This is a genomic window from Mesorhizobium sp. P2_E10 (assembly GCF_056404235.1).
In genome coordinates, this window is sequence record NZ_JBFUEK010000013.1 from 79,604 (window position 1) to 94,453 (window position 14,850).

Here is a 14,850-nt window from a genome sequence, read left to right on the forward strand (position 1 = left end):
TACTGATTTTATAGATTAACCGCCGAGACGGAGGTCGGTATGTCCTATATCCAGAACGCCCAGACTGATCGCAGCGGCCAGAGACTGGCCAATGCCCAGACCTTCCGCCCGGCCTATGCCGGCGCCTTCGCCTATCTCGTCTTTGCCCTCGCGTTTGTGTTCACCGGGGCAGTGGTGCTGGGTCTTATTCCCTGAGTCGCTGGGGGTAGCGACCTACCGCTTTCAGGCAACCGGAGTTGAATGAACCCTAATCGCGGTGCGCGCTTTCGCGCGCCTGCTGATGCCAACGTGATGGAGGAGATGGCGATGCCGATCGAGTTCACGCATGTTCCCGGTAAAACGCACCCCGCCGGTTCGGCCGTGCCCTTTTTCTACGATTTTCTGGAGACCGCGACAAAACTGTCGCTGATCGAGGATGCCGGTTTCCAGAAGATCGTCGTCGACGACCAGGCCGGACTGCTCACCAATATGGACATTGCCGCCCAGGCACTGGACCGTACCTCTTCGCTGGAAGTGGTGCTCACGCACTGGGCCGGCGTGGTCGAGCCGACGGTGGCGGCGCGGCAGTTGGCGGCGCTGGACGCCAAAAGCGGCGGGCGGCTGTCGCTGCGGATGCTGAGCGAGCCATTGAGCGATGACGATGCCGAGACACGTCCAGCCGGCCATACGGTAGTCTGGCAGCGCATCGACGAGTATCTGGTGCTGCTGAAGCGGCTGTGGTCAAACGACCGGCCGTTCGACCATGAAGGCGCCTTCTACAGCGTCAAGGGCGGCTACGTGCCGCGCAAGGGGCCGCATGGCGCCGACGTCACCATCCGCATGGGCGGCCAGTCCGGAACGGCGCTCAAGGTCGCCGGCCGGCATGCCGATGTCTTCGAACTGACGCCAGGCTCGCTCGACGAGATCCGCCAGCTGATGGAGCGCGTGCGCAGTGCTGCAGCCGAACACGGCCGCGCTGGCAAGGTGCGGTTTGCGCTCCCCGTGCGAATTCGTTCGGAAGGCAATGCCACCGGCCACAAGGCGGTCGACGTCTTCGGGCCACCGGCACAGATCGCGCTGTCGCTGCTGCCCTACGCGGCCCTCGGCATCCACGAGTTCATGATCGTCGGCGTCGACAGGCCGCGCGAGATCGCGGCGGCGGGGCGCGAAACGATCGCGCTGTTGCGCAATTCGCTGGCGCGTCGCGAGGCGGAAGTTGGCCAGCCCGGGGCGTTCGCACATCGTGCAACGCCGGATGTGCATACGGCAGGCTGAGGCGACCGTCCTCAGTCCTTCCGGCCCGCCTTGCCGCTTAGTTGCGACAAGGCGGCGATCACGGTGCTTGAATCGGTCAGCGCACCGAAGACACCGTCTTCCACCGTAACCATGTGCAGCGCCGCCTCGTGCGCCTTGCGGTCGCCGCTGGCGCAGGCGTCCGCGATGGTCAGGCACTGGAAATTGCGGTCGCAGGCCTCGCGCAACGTCGTGTGGACGCAGACATCGGTCGTGCATCCCGAGAACAGCAGATGGGTGATGCCTTGCGCGCGCAGGACCAGCTCCAGGTCGGTGTAGGTGAAGGCGCCGTTGCAGGTCTTGTCGACGATGATGTCTTCCGCCGCGACCTCGATCTCTGCGACAATCTGGAAGCCGGGGCCTGAGCGCAGCAGGATTTCGGTACCTTCGAGGCCAGCCCGCTTGCGGCGCCATTTTTCGTAGGGCGTCATGTCTGCCATATCGCCCCGATAGCCTTGCCTGGTGTGGATGATCCGCAGACCCGCCGCACGGGCCGCCGCGATCAGCCGGCTCACCACAGGCAAGATCGCCCGCAACGGTGTCGGGTCATATCCTTGCTTGGCGAAATAGCCCGTCGTCGACAGGAAATCCTCCTGCAGGTCGATGACGATGAGCGCGGTGTTTTCGGGCACCAGCTTGCCGTCATAGGGAAAATCGAAAGGGGTCGCCTTGATCATCTGCCGCTTACCTCGTTCCGGATAGGGCCATCGTGGCGAGCGATGTCGCCGCCGTCCATCCCCTTGGCGAGACCGACCAACTCTTGCCATTCCGGGGGTTTACCGCGCCTTAGGTGGATGCCGTCATCATGCGCGTTCGGTCCACGGGGATGATACATCTTGCTGGGTGCGGTTCTGCAGATGCTGCCGGGTAGGTTCATGGATGTGCGCATGCGCGCGTCCGACGACTACGACACGCGTGTCGTCGAGCGGCCCGGACGCTGGATGAAACCGGCAGATCTGGAGCAACTGACGCAGGATTTGCGGCTGGTCGCCGCGAAAACGCTGAAGGACGGCAGCCTGACCTACGGTGTTTTTTCCGGCGACCGCAGCCGGTTGGAACACGCCATCATCACCATCGTCTATCGGAGCGGCGACGGCCGGCCGATCGCCTTCAATGCCCTGGCGCCGATGGACATCTCGCTGGCCGGCAAGCTCTATGAGGTCTTGCATCTGGGACTGGTGATGGTCGATCCGGAGGAGCGCAGTCGCGGCCTGAGCTGGATCCTCTACGGCCTGACCTGCTTCCTGATGTTCCTGCGTAACCAGTTCAGGCCGGTCTGGATCTCCAACGTGACACAGGTGCCTGCCGTGGTCGGCATGGTGGCGGAGGCCTTTGCCAATGTGTTTCCCGATCCCCATTCCGGCGCGCGGCGCTCGCTGACCCATGTCCTTTTGGCGCGGCAGATCATGGCCCGCCACCGTCATGTCTTCGGTGTCGGTGCCGACGCCGGTTTCGATGAAGAGCGCTTTGTCATCACCAATGCCTATACCGGTGGATCGGACGAGCTGAAAAAGTCGTTCGAGGACACGGCCAAGCACCGGGTCGAGATCTACAACGACTTCTGCCGGAACCAGCTCGACTATCAGCGCGGCGACGATGTGCTGCAGATCGGCCAGATGAATTTTCAGGCCGCGCGAATTTATCTCGCCGATGCCGTTCCGCGCGGCTCGCTCGCAGCCCTGGCGGTTGCGGGTACAGCCGCCACGCTGCAGCGGCTCATCCTGCCCGTGGTCCACTGGGCCGACTCTGGCCGGCAATGGGACGTGTTGCGGCCATGGACACGCTAGCGGCTTCATCCGTGGTACGCCGGTTCATCCGTACGCTGACGGAAAACGACGCATGACTTTTGACAACACATTTGTCGCCGACACCATTACCTCGCTGGCTGCCCTGGCCGGACTGCTGATCGTCATCGCGGTCGTCGGCGGGCGGGACACCGGCGATCCGCTGTCGCGGCGTTTTCTGTTCGGCCTACGGGTGCTGGCCGTGCTGCTGGCCTGCCGGATCCTCGACTGGATCACCGGCTTTGGCATCTTCCGGCTCGTCACCATCGTGGCCGCAGGCCTGTTGCCGCTGGCAGCCCTGCTGTTGACCGAGGGCCTGCTGCGCCGGCACGCTCCCTTCTTCCTCAAGTTCCTCGCCGCCGGCGGCGCCGCAGCCTTCCTGCTGCTGGCGATGATCCCGGAACGCTTCGCCGAGCCGTGGCGGATGGCGGCACTGCTGCTTTTCCAGTTCGGCGGCTTTTTGGCGATTGGTTGGCTGGTGGTGATGCGCGACCGCGACAGCCTGTCGGCTGCCGAAAACCGCACGGTCGAGCGCATGGCGCTTTCGCTTCTGCTGATCATTCCGTTCATGATCACCGACTATCGGCCCGGCTTGTTCGAAGTGCCGGTGCGGCTTGGCGGCATCGCCATCCTGTTCCTGTGCTGGCTGACGATTGGCCTCGGCCGGCCGAGCCCCAGCCATCGCGACACGATCGGCGCTTTCGCCGTCATCGCGCTGAGTTCTATCTTTGCCGGTCTGGCGTTGGGCGGCATCGATCACATCGGCTGGCGGGGAAGTGTGCAGGGCGTGGTGATCGTGCTGTCCGCCACGCTGCTCGCCGTCATCTACAATGACAGCGTCAGCCTGGCTGCCGAAAAACGCCGCGACTCGCTGCTGCGGCACATGGCCGAGGGTGACCTGACGGATTCGGCACGCTTCCTGCGCGGCCTGCAGAACCACAGCCTTGTCGACGGCGCCCTGATCCTGCCGGCCGCCGAGCTTGGCGATTTCGATCTGAACGTTTTGGCGCGGGCGCTGGAACAGGTCCCGGTCCGCTCGCTGGCCGATGTGCAGCCGCAATCGCTTGTCGATCAGGATATCCGCGAGCAGCTGGCGTGGCTGTTCGAGAAATACGAGGCGACCCATGTGCTGCTGGCGACGCTCAATCCGTTGACCGTGGTTGCGCTCAACATGCCGGCACTGGCGTCATCGCCGGGCGTGGAAATGGAACTGCGCGCCGTCCAGCGCATGGCGATGCTGATCGCGCAGCGCGAAGCGATGACGTGACGACAGGCCGGCGTCTTGCGCCGGCCGGTTCGTCATTTCCGGATCAAGCCGCCTTGATCTTCATGTCTTCTTCTGCGCGCACCATCTTGGTCACGCCGGCGAAGTCGAGCTTGCCTGAGCCGAGCACCGGCACTTTCGCGACGACGCGCACTTCGGCCGGCACCATCAGGTCCATGGCGCCGTTGGCCTTGGCGAAGGCGAGGAATTGCGCGCGTGTGGCCTCAGTGGCTTCGGTGATGAGGATCAGCTTTTCGCCCTTGCGCGCATCCGGCACAGTGGCGACGGCCGACAGCAAGCCCTTCCACAATTCGCCTGCGAGGGCCTCCACCGCAGCCAGCGAGATCATCTCGCCGCCGATCTTGGCAAAACGCTTGGCGCGGCCGCGAATGGTGATGAAGCCGCCTTCGTCGATGGACACGACGTCGCCGGTATCATGCCAGCCGTCTTCCAGCGCCTCGATCACGCCCGGCTTCTCGGCCCTGAGATAGCCGGCCATGACGTTGGGGCCGCGCACGAACAGCCGGCCGCCTTCGTCGACACCGGGAACCGGGTCGAGGCGATATTCCATGCCGGGCATGATTTTGCCGACGGTTCCGGAGCGATTGTACATCGGCGTGTTGATCGAGATCACCGGCGCCGTCTCGGTGACGCCGTAGCCCTCGAGGATGCGCACGCCGAACTTCTCCATATAGGTCATGCGCGTCGCTGCCTTGACCGGTTCTGCGCCGGCAAAGCAATAGCGTATCGAGCGGAAGTCGTAGGGGTGCGCGGTGCGCGCATAGCCCGAGAGGAACGTGTCGGTGCCGAAGATGATCGTCGCGTTCGAGCCGTAGATCAGTTCCGGCACGAGGCGGTAGTGCAGCGGCGAGGGGTAGAAATAGACCGGCACGCCCGAGATCAGCGGCAGCACGGTGCCCGCCGTCATGCCGAAGGAGTGGAAGATCGGCAGCACGTTGAACACCTTGTCGCCCGAATGGAAGTCGATGCGCGACGCCGCCTGGGCAGCGTTGGCCAGGATGTTGCGATGGGTCAGCACCACACCCTTCGGCGTGCCTTCCGAACCCGAGGTGAACAGGATCACCGCCGCATCGTCGGGCTTGCGGGCAACGCGCGGCGTGCTCTTGCGCAGCAGGCCGAGCAGCTTGTCCTTGAGCCCGATGGTGGCGCGCAAATCATCGAGCCAGACGATGTTCACCGAGCGGCCGAGCTCCTCGACCACCGCACCCAGTTTTGCCTGTTCGATGAACGCGCGGGACGTAAGCACAGTCCGGACTTCGGCGGCTTTGCAGGCGGAGAGGATGTTGGCGGCGCCGGCGGTGAAGTTGATCATCGCCGGGACCTTGCCGGAAGACATGACGCCGAGCAGCGTCGCGCAAGAGCCGTTGGCGTTGGGCAGCATGATGCCGAGCGTCTGTTGGCCGGCATAGAGGTGCTCGAATTTCTCGCCAAGCACGGCGGCAGCCGTCAGCAGCTTGCCGTAGCTCAGCGAACCGGTGACCGGATCCTGCACGGCGAGCTCTCTCATGCCGCGTTCGGTGGCGGTCTGGATGATCTTTTCCAGCACGGTCTTGTCAATGTCCTGGGTGCGGAAGACGAGGTCCGACATCACCTGATAGAGGGCAGACCCGGCCGCGGCGCGGCGCTTGCGGCCCTTCAGCTCCGGCGCAACCTCGAGCTTTACCGGTTCCAGAATGGTCACCTTGACCTTCGGGAACAGGCGGTGGCGCACATGCTGCGCCGACAGCCGCGAAAAATAGCTCTTCTCCAGCCCGTCGATGCGCACCGGCACGACCATCGAGCCGGTCTTGTCGGCGACCATGGCGGCGCCGTCATAGACCTTCATCAGGCCGCCGGTGACGGTGATGCGTCCCTCCGGGAAGATGACCAGCGGATCGCCGCCCTGCACGATCTTGATCAGCGTGCGGGTCGACATCGGCTTGGCCGGGTTGAGCGGCAAAGCGCGGGCAAGTTTCATGAACGGCTTCATCCACCAGGCCTGGGCGATGGTGTAGTCGATGGCGAAGACCGGCTCCTCGTCGGTCAGTGTCAGGGCCAGCGGGCCATCGAGGAAGCTGACATGGTTGAGCGCCAGGATCGGCGCCTTGCCGGCTGCCTTGAGGTTGTCCATGCCCTCGACCTCCAGGCGCAGGAAGGCGCGGAACAGGATGGAGACGAAGTCGCGGAAGGGGTTGGTCGGCAGGAATTTCAGCATCAGCCAGGCGGCAATCGCGTTGGCCGCGGCGAGGCCGAACAGGATGCCGCCGGTGGAGACTTTCGTCTGGATCACGGCAACAATAATGCCGCCTACGGTCATGAAACCGGCATTGACGATGCTGACCGCGGCAACGACGCGAGCGCGGCGCGCTTCAGGTGACCAGGCCTGCACGGCGGCGAAGGTCGGCACCACCAGGAAGGCGGCTGCAATGGCCATGCCGGCGAGGTCGATTGCGACCCGGATCGTGTTCGGGCCGGCGAAGAATGCGCTGAGGGTTTCTGCCTGGGGCGAAGGCGGCATGCTCCAGATGGTCCAGGCCAGATGCAGGCCAAACAGCGCCAGCAGCGCCGTGCCAACCGGTGCCGGCAAGAGCACGATGCGGCCCTGAGACATCCAGGCGGCAATGGCCGAGCCAATGGCGATCGAGACGGCGAACACGGCGAGATAGACGGTGACCGCCATCTCGTTGCCGCCGAGCGAATCCTTGATCAATGTCGGCAGGATCGACAGCACAATGGCGCCGATCAGCCAGAACCATGAGGTCATCAGGCCGGCGCGCCAGATCCGCATGTCGGTGCGCAATTCTGAGACCTGACGCCAGGTCGAGCGGAAGATGTTCTTGTCGATGACGAGGTCGGGCGCCGCCGAGCCGGTGGACGGAATGTAGCGGCTGACGAGCCAGCAGCCGACGGCGAGCGCCATCATGATCGGTCCGAATACTGTGACGCCGATGCCATCGGCGGAAACGACGCCACCGGCAATGGTGCCGCCGAGGATCGCGGCAAAGGTGGCCGACTCGATCCAGGCGTTGGCCTTGGGCAGTTCCTTGCGCTCGAGGTGATCGGGCAGTATGCCGTATTTGATCGGCCCGAACAGGGCCGAGATGATGCCGAACATCAGCAGCGCCACCATCAGCACGGGAATAGACGACAGCGCGATGCCGACGACGGAGACTCCCGCGGCGGCGATCTCGGCGAATTTCAGACGCTTGGCTATGAGGGCTTTGTCGAAGCGATCGGCGATCTCGCCGCCGAGCGCCGACAGCAGCAGGAAGGGGGCCATAAAGACGGCCCCCGCCAGGGTGACCAGAGACGCCGCCTGGTCCGCCGCCAGCGTGAACAGAATAAGGAACACCAGTGTGTTCTTGAGGAAATTATCGTTGAAGGCGGACAGGAACTGCGTCCAGAAGAGCGGCGCAAAGCGCCTAGATGTCATCAGGTGAGCTGTCGGACGATTGATCGGGGCGATTTCCATAGCGGCGACTTCCATTGGGCAAGACCGGTGCAACCCTTAGGGATCGATCAGCGGTCTTGCGTGGTTTGGGTCTTGTTCTAGCGGGAACCCGGTTACACTTCGTTACTGCGGCTGACATCCATCAGCAGCTTCTCGGTCTTGGCGTCTTCCAGCCGGTTGATGAAGCGGTTTGATTCTTCCGCGTCACGCAGCGTCTTGGTGATGGTGATGGAGGTATGCACGAGCATGATGGCGGCCATTGCGTAAAATCCCTTGGCGGCAAAGCTTGCCTCCATGAAGTAGATGCCGCCCGCCATCATCGAGGCGGCGACGACGAAGCTGGCCATGGTGAAGGTTTTCCAGGCGCTTGAATCCTTTGACAGGTAGGTGTTGGGGGTCATCAGTATGATCCTTTCGTTTCAGGGTTAGGTTGGGTCGGCGTCGGTCTGTTTCAGGCCGGATACAATCAAGCCGGCTTGGCAATCCTGCTGGCCAGGCGTTCGAGCACGGCGTCGGCGCTGCTTCTCAGCGGCGCGCCGCAGCCTGCGGCGGCCAGTTTTTCGCTCACCGCGGCCGGATCGCCCGACTGCTCCATCTCGGCCATGGCGGCAGCCGTGGCATCGATCTGCTTTTGCCGCGTGCGCAGGCGCAGAAGCGTCTCTTCGGCATCCTTCAGCGCCGACAGACTGGAGCCGGGCGCGGTTTCACGCAGGCGCTGGGTGGTGTCGACCGCGGCGACGATGCGCTGGCCGCGCTGCAATTCGCGCAGCCGCATTTCGGAGGCGCGCACGATCCGCTTCAGGCGCTCGATCTCGGTGCCGAAGCTTTTCTGCGCCTCGCTGGAGGCATCGCGTTCGGCCTCCAGCAAGGCGATCGTTTCGGCCGCCTCGCGGGCCAGTTCGTTCTGTTCCTGCTCGATGGCGGCGATCGTGCGCTTCTCCAGGTCCTCGATGCGGGCTACCAGCTTCTTGAATTGCACGATCTCCTGCTCGTTCTGGGCGATGGCAATGGCGACTGCCCGGCGGGCGGCGGCGATGGCGTCGGCGCAATCGCGGATCTGCTGGCGCAGGATCACCAGCGCGTTGCGATCGACCATCGCTTCTGCGGCTTCGTGGCTGTGGCCGCGCATCAGCGCAAAAAACTGTTTCAGCATTCCGGTTTCTCCTCTATGAACAATGTTCACAAATGCAACGTAACACATCGTGAACGGCGTTCAAGCGAAAAATGAACACTGTTCAAAAGTTTCAGATAGAGAAGGTTAATGACGGCAAAACGGGACGCCAGGCGCGAGGATCTCAAGGGCAGGCTGATCACGGCCGCTGAGGCGCATATTCAATCCTCGGGCCTCGGCGGGCTGCGGGCGCGCGACATCACGGCCGATGCCGGCTGCGCGCTCGGCGCGCTATACACCGCCTTTGCCGACCTCGACGAGCTCGTCCTGCACGTCAATTCCATAACCCTGGCGCGACTGGGCGCGGCCTTGCGTGAGGAAACGACCAGCGCGGTCGAGCCAAGGGCAAAGCTGAGGGCGCTGGCCAGGGCCTACCTAACTTTTGCGCGCGACAACCGCATGCTGTGGGCGGCCCTGTTCGAGCATCGAATGGCGCCCGGCGTGGCGGTGCCCGAATGGCATCTGGCGGAACATGCGGTGCTTATCCAGCATCTGGTCGAGCCGCTGGCTGCGCTACGTCCAGCGGCGGAAACGCCGGATCTTTTGGCCCGTGCGCGCACGCTGTTCTCGGCGGTGCACGGCATCGTCGCCATTTCGCTGGAAGACCGCTTCATCGGCCTGGCGCCGACCGATCTGGAAGCCGAGTTGCTGAATTTTGTCGATGTGCTGGTGACCGGGCTCGAGACAGAAAGAAAGTGAGCGCTGTCCGCTCTTGTGCTCGCCGCCCGCCCGGGCCAAGACGCGGCGTTGAGTTTCTGGGCATCACGAAGAGCTGACGGCTTCCTCGCCCATGATTTAAGCCATGACGGTCCCTCTCAGGGCAGTCGTCTTTCCGGTTGGAGTGCAGCATGACGGTGTTCACACGTCGCAAACTTCTAAAGACCGCCGCAATTGCCGGCGTCAGTGGGGTCGGGCTTTCCGCCATGGGCAAATTCGGCAGCTGGGCAGCGCCGGAGCCGGTGGTGCTGAAGACAGCGAGGACCCAGGCGATGCTGATGGATATCGGCCCAACCAGGGATGTGCTGACCTATGGTGTATCAGGCATGCCGCCGGTGCTCCGGATGAAAAAGGGCGAGCCCTTCGCGGCACGGCTGGTCAACGGTATCGACGATCCGACGACGATCCACTGGCACGGCATTCGCGTTCCCAACAAGATGGATGGCGTTCCCTTTCTGGTACAGCCCTATGTCTACACCGGCGACCATTTCGACTACGCCTTCACGCCGCCCGACGCCGGCACCTTCTGGTATCACCCGCATTGCAACACGTTGATCCAGATGGGCCAAGGCCTGACCGGCGTCATCGTGGTGGAGAACCCCGGCGATCCGAAATTCGATGCCGATGAGGTGATCAATCTGCGCGACTGGCGCCTTGGCGACGACGGCCAGTTCATCGATCCGTTCCGGCCGCGCGACGCGGCGAGAGCCGGCACCTATGGCACGGTGCGCACCGCCAACTGGCTCGACCAGCCGTCCTATGACGCGCCGGCGGGAGGGCTGGTGCGGCTGAGGGTCGCCATCACCGACGTGACGCGCATCTATGCCTTTATCGTCGAAGGCGCCGAGGCGACGGTGATTGCGCTCGACGGCAATCCGGTGCCGCAGCGCTTTGCGCCCGATGCCTTGCTGCTGGGACCCGGCCAGCGCATGGAACTGGCCATCCGCATGCCCGACGACGAGGGGGCAATCGTCAGCTTGCGGGACGTCAGGGGCACCAAGCCCAAGGTGCTGGCGACCTTGCGCGCGGTCGGAGCATCGCTCAAACGGGACCTTCGCGATCTCGCGCCGCTGGAGGCCAATCCGGTGGAGGAGGTCGATCTCGGCAGCGCAGAGTATATTTCGCTGGCGCTCAGCGCCACGGCTGAAAACGTCCCGAGCGACGGCATTTGCGGTTCACTTGGCTACAGTTTCTGGGCCATCAACAAAGTGCCGTGGCCGGGCGACACGCCGGACCCGACCGCGCCGTTGGCTGAACTGAAGCTCGGCAAAAGCTATGTCATCGACATGGAAAACCTGACGCCGCAATCGCACCCGATGCATCTGCACGGCATGAGCTTCAAGGTGCTGTCGTCCTCGACGCGTCCGGTTCAGCCGGTCATTTCCGACACCTATCTCATCCAGCCCAATGAGAAGGTTCAGCTCGGCTTCGTCGCCGACAATCAAGGCGACTGGCTGCTGCACTGCCACATCATCGAGCACCAGAAATCGGGGATGACGAGTTATGTAAGGGTGGTGTGAGGGGGGCGGAAACGGGTGGCCGTGAGGGAGGAAGCAAACGACCATTCCCGCGTGGTCCTGAGGTGGGACTTCAGCGAGGCCAAGGCGACCCGGATCATCGAGTGTCGCAACCAAATCCAATGGATCATTCAGTACAAGTCAGGGATGCGCGGCGGGCAGCCCTCGTGGCGACCTCGGTCCTATTGTCGGACCCGTCAGGCTCTCGAAAGGCTCTTGCCGGGGATGGCTGAGGAGATCGCCGCAGCGTTGCCCGTCAGGTTCGTTGAGCCCACCCCGTAGAGGCCGCGCTGGGCGGCGCTGAGGTTTCCTCGCGACCGTCTGGGGGTAAAAACGCAATTAGCTGGTTGCCGCAAACGGCCGACATGGGTGGAAAGCGGTCAAAGGCGAAGAAACCCTGCGATCAAAAGCAATGATAGAAGCAGCGCTTGCAGGCCGAAACCGCCCACATATCCCCAGAAGGTTCTTGGATATTCTGAGCGAGTAATTGGCGACGAAGATTTGAGATGCGTCGACCAAACTCTGCCACGTAAACAGGCACTCGCTACATACGCAATGCAAAAAACATCCCAAATTATTAGGAAGACCGATGCACCGATCGTCATGCGTCAGGTAGCCCGTTTGGTGGTGATAGGAACGAACATAAGCTATTTCCCGAATGTCCACAAATGGGTGGTGCTCGGTCGTTCGGATTGATTGGAACAAAGGCGAAGGGCATAAACCGGCGACGATGGTAAAGGAGATGTCGCGAAACGTGGGCCAAACGCGTGGGCCAAACAAAAGAGGCCGCTTCGGCTATCCTATTGATTTCACTGGGAGATATGCCTTCTAAATTCCGCTGGTGGAGCTGAGGAGGATCGAACTCCTGACCTCGTCATTGCGAACGACGCGCTCTCCCAGCTGAGCTACAGCCCCGTCCAGCGGATGGCGCATTTATCGGGCGCGGCGGTTTTCTGTCAAGGCGGCGTTTTGCCGAAATGACCGGGGGCAAGCCCAGCCCCTCTGGCACGCGGCGCAAGCCCGCTCTTGCCGGTTTGGCATGCAATGGCTACATGTCGCGCAATCAATGGAGCTTTGAATGGACGCGCTTATCGATACGCTGATCTACGCGCTCGAACTTTACTGGTGGGTGATCATCGCCGCGGCGATCTTCTCCTGGCTGTACGCCTTCAACGTCGTCAATTCGCGCAACCAGGTCGTCAACAACATAGGCGGCGTGCTCTATCGGCTGACCGAGCCGGCGTTCCGTCCCATCCGACGCTTGCTGCCGGATCTCGGGGGCGTCGACATCTCGCCGATCATCGTGCTCTTGATTATTTTCTTCCTGGAGCGGTTCCTGAATAGCACGGTAAGGTCGCTGTTCTACTGATCCGTGGAACCGACCGGATTTTTCAGAACCAGCCGGAATGGCATCGACCTGTATGTCCGGCTGACACCGAAGGCGGCGATGGACCGGCTGGAAGGCGTCGAGACTGCTTCTGACGGGCGAAGCCATCTGAAAGCCCGCGTCCGCGCCGTACCGGAAAACGGCGCCGCCAATCATGCACTCGAGAAGCTGATCGCCAAGGCGCTGGGCGTGCCGGCATCGGCGGTCTCGATCGTCGCCGGCGGCACTTCCCGGCTGAAGACATTGCGTGTGCTTGGCGAGCCAGTGGCGTTGGCGAAGAGTGTCGAGGCACTCGGCGGCCAGTCCTGACGCCTCGGCGGGAGGCTCAATCGCCCAGCGGCAAACGCGGATCGTCGACCTTCAGCGTGTTCACGCTCTGCTTAATGCGGCGCAGGCTCTCCAGGACTTTTGGCCCGCGCGTTTCCGCGACCGAGGTGGCGATCATGTCGACGATCGCCAGAAGTGCATAGCGCGAAGAGGTCGGCTTGTAGATGTTGCCGTCCTCGAGCGACTGCAGATGGATCACCGTTTCGGCGGCCTTGGCGAGTGCGGAGTCGGGGGCTGTGATGGCGACGGTGGTGGCGCCATATTGCTGGGCGACCTGCACGGCCTCGATGACCGAACGGGCATAGCCGGAGACCGAGAAGGCGACGAGCGTGGTCTCGGGCGTCGCCACCGCGGCATACATGCGCTGCAATTGCCCATCGACCTGCGCCAGCGCAGACAGGCCGAGCCGGAACAGCCGGTTCTGCATCTCCGTCGCCATCATCGACGAAATGCCGCCCGAGCCGATGCACAGGATGTTGCCCGAGGTGGCGATGCGCGCGGCGACACCGACCAGCACCTTCATGTCGAGGTTTTCGCTGGCGCGCTGGATGGCTGCTATCGCCGCTTCGGTGATGGCCGAAGCGATCCGCTGTTCGCGGACATCGCGGTTCAGCGGTTCCGGCGACAGATATTGGCCGCCAATGGCGATGGCTTGCGCCAGGTAGAATTTGAAATCACGCAAGCCTTCGCAGCCGAGATTGCGGCAAAAGCGGGTCACCGTCGGCTCGCTGACGCCGACGCGCGCGGCAATTTCCGAGATCGCCGCCTTGGAGGCAAAATCGAGATCGGAGAGCACCAGGCTGGCCAGCCGGCGGTCCGACTTGGTGCCGTCCTGCGACATCAATTGAAGGCGCGTGATGATGTCGGCCGGTGTTTTCATGCGCGTGGTTTCATAGCGGCAGGCCCGTCGCTGTGTCGAACAGGTGGATGTTGCCGGGATCGACAGAGACCGGCAATCTGTCGCCCGGCCTGATCTGCAGCCGGTCGCGGAACACGGCCCGCACGGTGTCGCTGCCGATCGAGCCGTAGACATGGGTTTCGGCGCCGGTCGGCTCAACGACGTCGACATTGATGGCCATCGCGTCGCTTTCGCCGCCGATGACGAAATGTTCGGGCCGGATGCCGGCCTCGACCGTAGCGCCGTCCGACACGGTCTTGCCGGCAAGAGCCAGGCGGCCGCCGCCGGATGTCTCGAACCAGGCCTTGCTGGCCGTCGCCTTGAGCGCTCCGGACACAAAGCTCATCGAGGGCGAACCGATGAAGCTGGCGACGAATTTGTTGGCCGGCTTGTCGTAAAGCTCCAGCGGCGCGCCGACCTGCTGGATGCGACCGCGGTCCATCACCACGATGCGGTCGGCCATGGTCATGGCTTCGATCTGGTCATGGGTGACATAGACGATGGTCGATTTCAGCCGCTGGTGCAGCGCCTTGATCTCGGTGCGCATCTGCACGCGCAATTGTGCGTCGAGGTTGGATAAGGGCTCGTCAAACAGGAAGACCAAGGGTTCACGCACAATGGCGCGGCCCATGGCGACGCGCTGGCGCTGGCCGCCGGACAGCTCCCTGGGGTAGCGGTCGAGATAGGAAAACAGGTTGAGGACGCCGGACGCCTTCTTGACCTTTTCGTCGATCACTGTCCGGGTCTCGCCGCGGATTTTTGGGCCGAAGCCGATATTGTCCGCCGCCTTCAGATGCGGAAACAGCGCATAGGACTGGAACACCATGGCTATGTTGCGCTGCTGCGGCGGCAGCTCGTTGGCGCGCACGCCGCCGATCAGCAGATCGCCGGAGGTGATCGTCTCCAGCCCGGCCAGCATGCGCAGCAAGGTTGACTTGCCGCAGCCCGAGGGGCCGACCAGCACGACGAACTCGCCGCTGTTGATGTCGAGGTTGATGTCTTCGAGAATCTTGTGCTGCCCGAAGGATTTCGACAGGCCGCGAAACTGGACATCGGTCATGC

Annotated in this window: 14 protein-coding genes and 1 tRNA gene; 8 read left to right on the forward strand and 7 right to left on the reverse strand. The window is 63.2% G+C overall.

From position 1 onward, the window contains the following. Positions 1-39: 39 nt before the first annotated feature. Together AC1D0N_RS25800 and AC1D0N_RS25805 are read left to right on the forward strand one after the other, a co-directional pair. Entirely contained in the window at positions 40-195 is a 156-nt protein-coding gene (locus tag AC1D0N_RS25800; protein ID WP_477248798.1) for a hypothetical protein, read from the forward strand. A gap of 111 nt (positions 196-306) precedes the next feature. Next, a complete protein-coding gene (locus tag AC1D0N_RS25805; protein ID WP_477248835.1) occupies positions 307-1,254 on the forward strand; it encodes an LLM class flavin-dependent oxidoreductase in 948 nt (315 codons plus the stop codon). 11 nt (positions 1,255-1,265) lie between these two features. Here the strand turns inward: AC1D0N_RS25805 and AC1D0N_RS25810 are convergent, their stop codons facing one another. Then, positions 1,266-1,949 carry a cysteine hydrolase family protein gene (locus AC1D0N_RS25810; protein ID WP_477248799.1) on the reverse strand — a complete coding sequence of 228 codons (684 nt, stop codon included), beginning with the start codon at positions 1,947-1,949 and terminating at the stop codon, positions 1,266-1,268. 159 nt (positions 1,950-2,108) lie between these two features. Between AC1D0N_RS25810 and AC1D0N_RS25815 the strand changes: the two genes are divergently transcribed. Together AC1D0N_RS25815 and AC1D0N_RS25820 are read left to right on the forward strand one after the other, a co-directional pair. Then, entirely contained in the window at positions 2,109-3,059 is a 951-nt protein-coding gene (locus AC1D0N_RS25815) for a GNAT family protein (protein WP_477248800.1), read from the forward strand. A gap of 52 nt (positions 3,060-3,111) precedes the next feature. Continuing rightward, positions 3,112-4,323 carry a hypothetical protein gene (locus tag AC1D0N_RS25820; RefSeq protein ID WP_477248801.1) on the forward strand — a complete coding sequence of 404 codons (1,212 nt, stop codon included), beginning with the start codon at positions 3,112-3,114 and terminating at the stop codon, positions 4,321-4,323. A 43-nt stretch (positions 4,324-4,366) separates the two neighbouring features. Here AC1D0N_RS25820 and AC1D0N_RS25825 read toward each other — a convergent pair whose 3' ends face one another. The 3 genes from AC1D0N_RS25825 to AC1D0N_RS25835 form a co-directional block, all read right to left on the reverse strand. Continuing rightward, on the reverse strand, positions 4,367-7,792 hold the full coding sequence (locus AC1D0N_RS25825) for an acyl-[ACP]--phospholipid O-acyltransferase (protein ID WP_477248802.1): 3,426 nt from the start codon (positions 7,790-7,792) through the stop codon (positions 4,367-4,369). A gap of 92 nt (positions 7,793-7,884) precedes the next feature. After that, the gene (locus AC1D0N_RS25830; protein ID WP_477248803.1) at positions 7,885-8,172 is read right to left on the reverse strand and encodes a YiaA/YiaB family inner membrane protein; all 288 of its coding nucleotides are present in this window, start codon (positions 8,170-8,172) and stop codon (positions 7,885-7,887) included. A gap of 65 nt (positions 8,173-8,237) precedes the next feature. Beyond that, complete coding sequence (locus AC1D0N_RS25835) at positions 8,238-8,924, reverse strand: PspA/IM30 family protein (RefSeq protein WP_477248804.1); 687 nt, start codon at positions 8,922-8,924, stop codon at positions 8,238-8,240. Between the two features lie 108 nt (positions 8,925-9,032). Between AC1D0N_RS25835 and AC1D0N_RS25840 the strand changes: the two genes are divergently transcribed. Next, complete coding sequence (locus AC1D0N_RS25840; RefSeq protein WP_477248805.1) at positions 9,033-9,641, forward strand: TetR/AcrR family transcriptional regulator; 609 nt, start codon at positions 9,033-9,035, stop codon at positions 9,639-9,641. Positions 9,642-9,790: 149 nt separating this feature from the next. Beyond that, on the forward strand, positions 9,791-11,179 hold the full coding sequence (locus AC1D0N_RS25845) for a multicopper oxidase family protein (RefSeq protein ID WP_477248806.1): 1,389 nt from the start codon (positions 9,791-9,793) through the stop codon (positions 11,177-11,179). 836 nt (positions 11,180-12,015) lie between these two features. Here AC1D0N_RS25845 and AC1D0N_RS25850 read toward each other — a convergent pair. Next, positions 12,016-12,091 (reverse strand) — tRNA-Ala (locus tag AC1D0N_RS25850). A gap of 163 nt (positions 12,092-12,254) precedes the next feature. Here AC1D0N_RS25850 and AC1D0N_RS25855 point away from each other — a divergent pair. Together AC1D0N_RS25855 and AC1D0N_RS25860 are read left to right on the forward strand one after the other, a co-directional pair. Continuing rightward, on the forward strand, positions 12,255-12,545 hold the full coding sequence (locus tag AC1D0N_RS25855; RefSeq protein ID WP_477248807.1) for a YggT family protein: 291 nt from the start codon (positions 12,255-12,257) through the stop codon (positions 12,543-12,545). Positions 12,546-12,548: 3 nt separating this feature from the next. Beyond that, complete coding sequence (locus tag AC1D0N_RS25860) at positions 12,549-12,872, forward strand: DUF167 family protein (RefSeq protein ID WP_477248808.1); 324 nt, start codon at positions 12,549-12,551, stop codon at positions 12,870-12,872. Positions 12,873-12,888: 16 nt separating this feature from the next. Here AC1D0N_RS25860 and AC1D0N_RS25865 read toward each other — a convergent pair whose 3' ends face one another. Both AC1D0N_RS25865 and AC1D0N_RS25870 read right to left on the reverse strand, forming a co-directional pair. Continuing rightward, positions 12,889-13,770 (reverse strand): MurR/RpiR family transcriptional regulator, encoded by an 882-nt coding sequence (locus AC1D0N_RS25865; protein WP_477248809.1) that lies wholly within the window; start codon positions 13,768-13,770, stop codon positions 12,889-12,891. Positions 13,771-13,780: 10 nt separating this feature from the next. Continuing rightward, a complete protein-coding gene (locus AC1D0N_RS25870) occupies positions 13,781-14,848 on the reverse strand; it encodes an ABC transporter ATP-binding protein (protein WP_477248810.1) in 1,068 nt (355 codons plus the stop codon). Between the last annotated feature and the right edge of the window lie 2 nt (positions 14,849-14,850).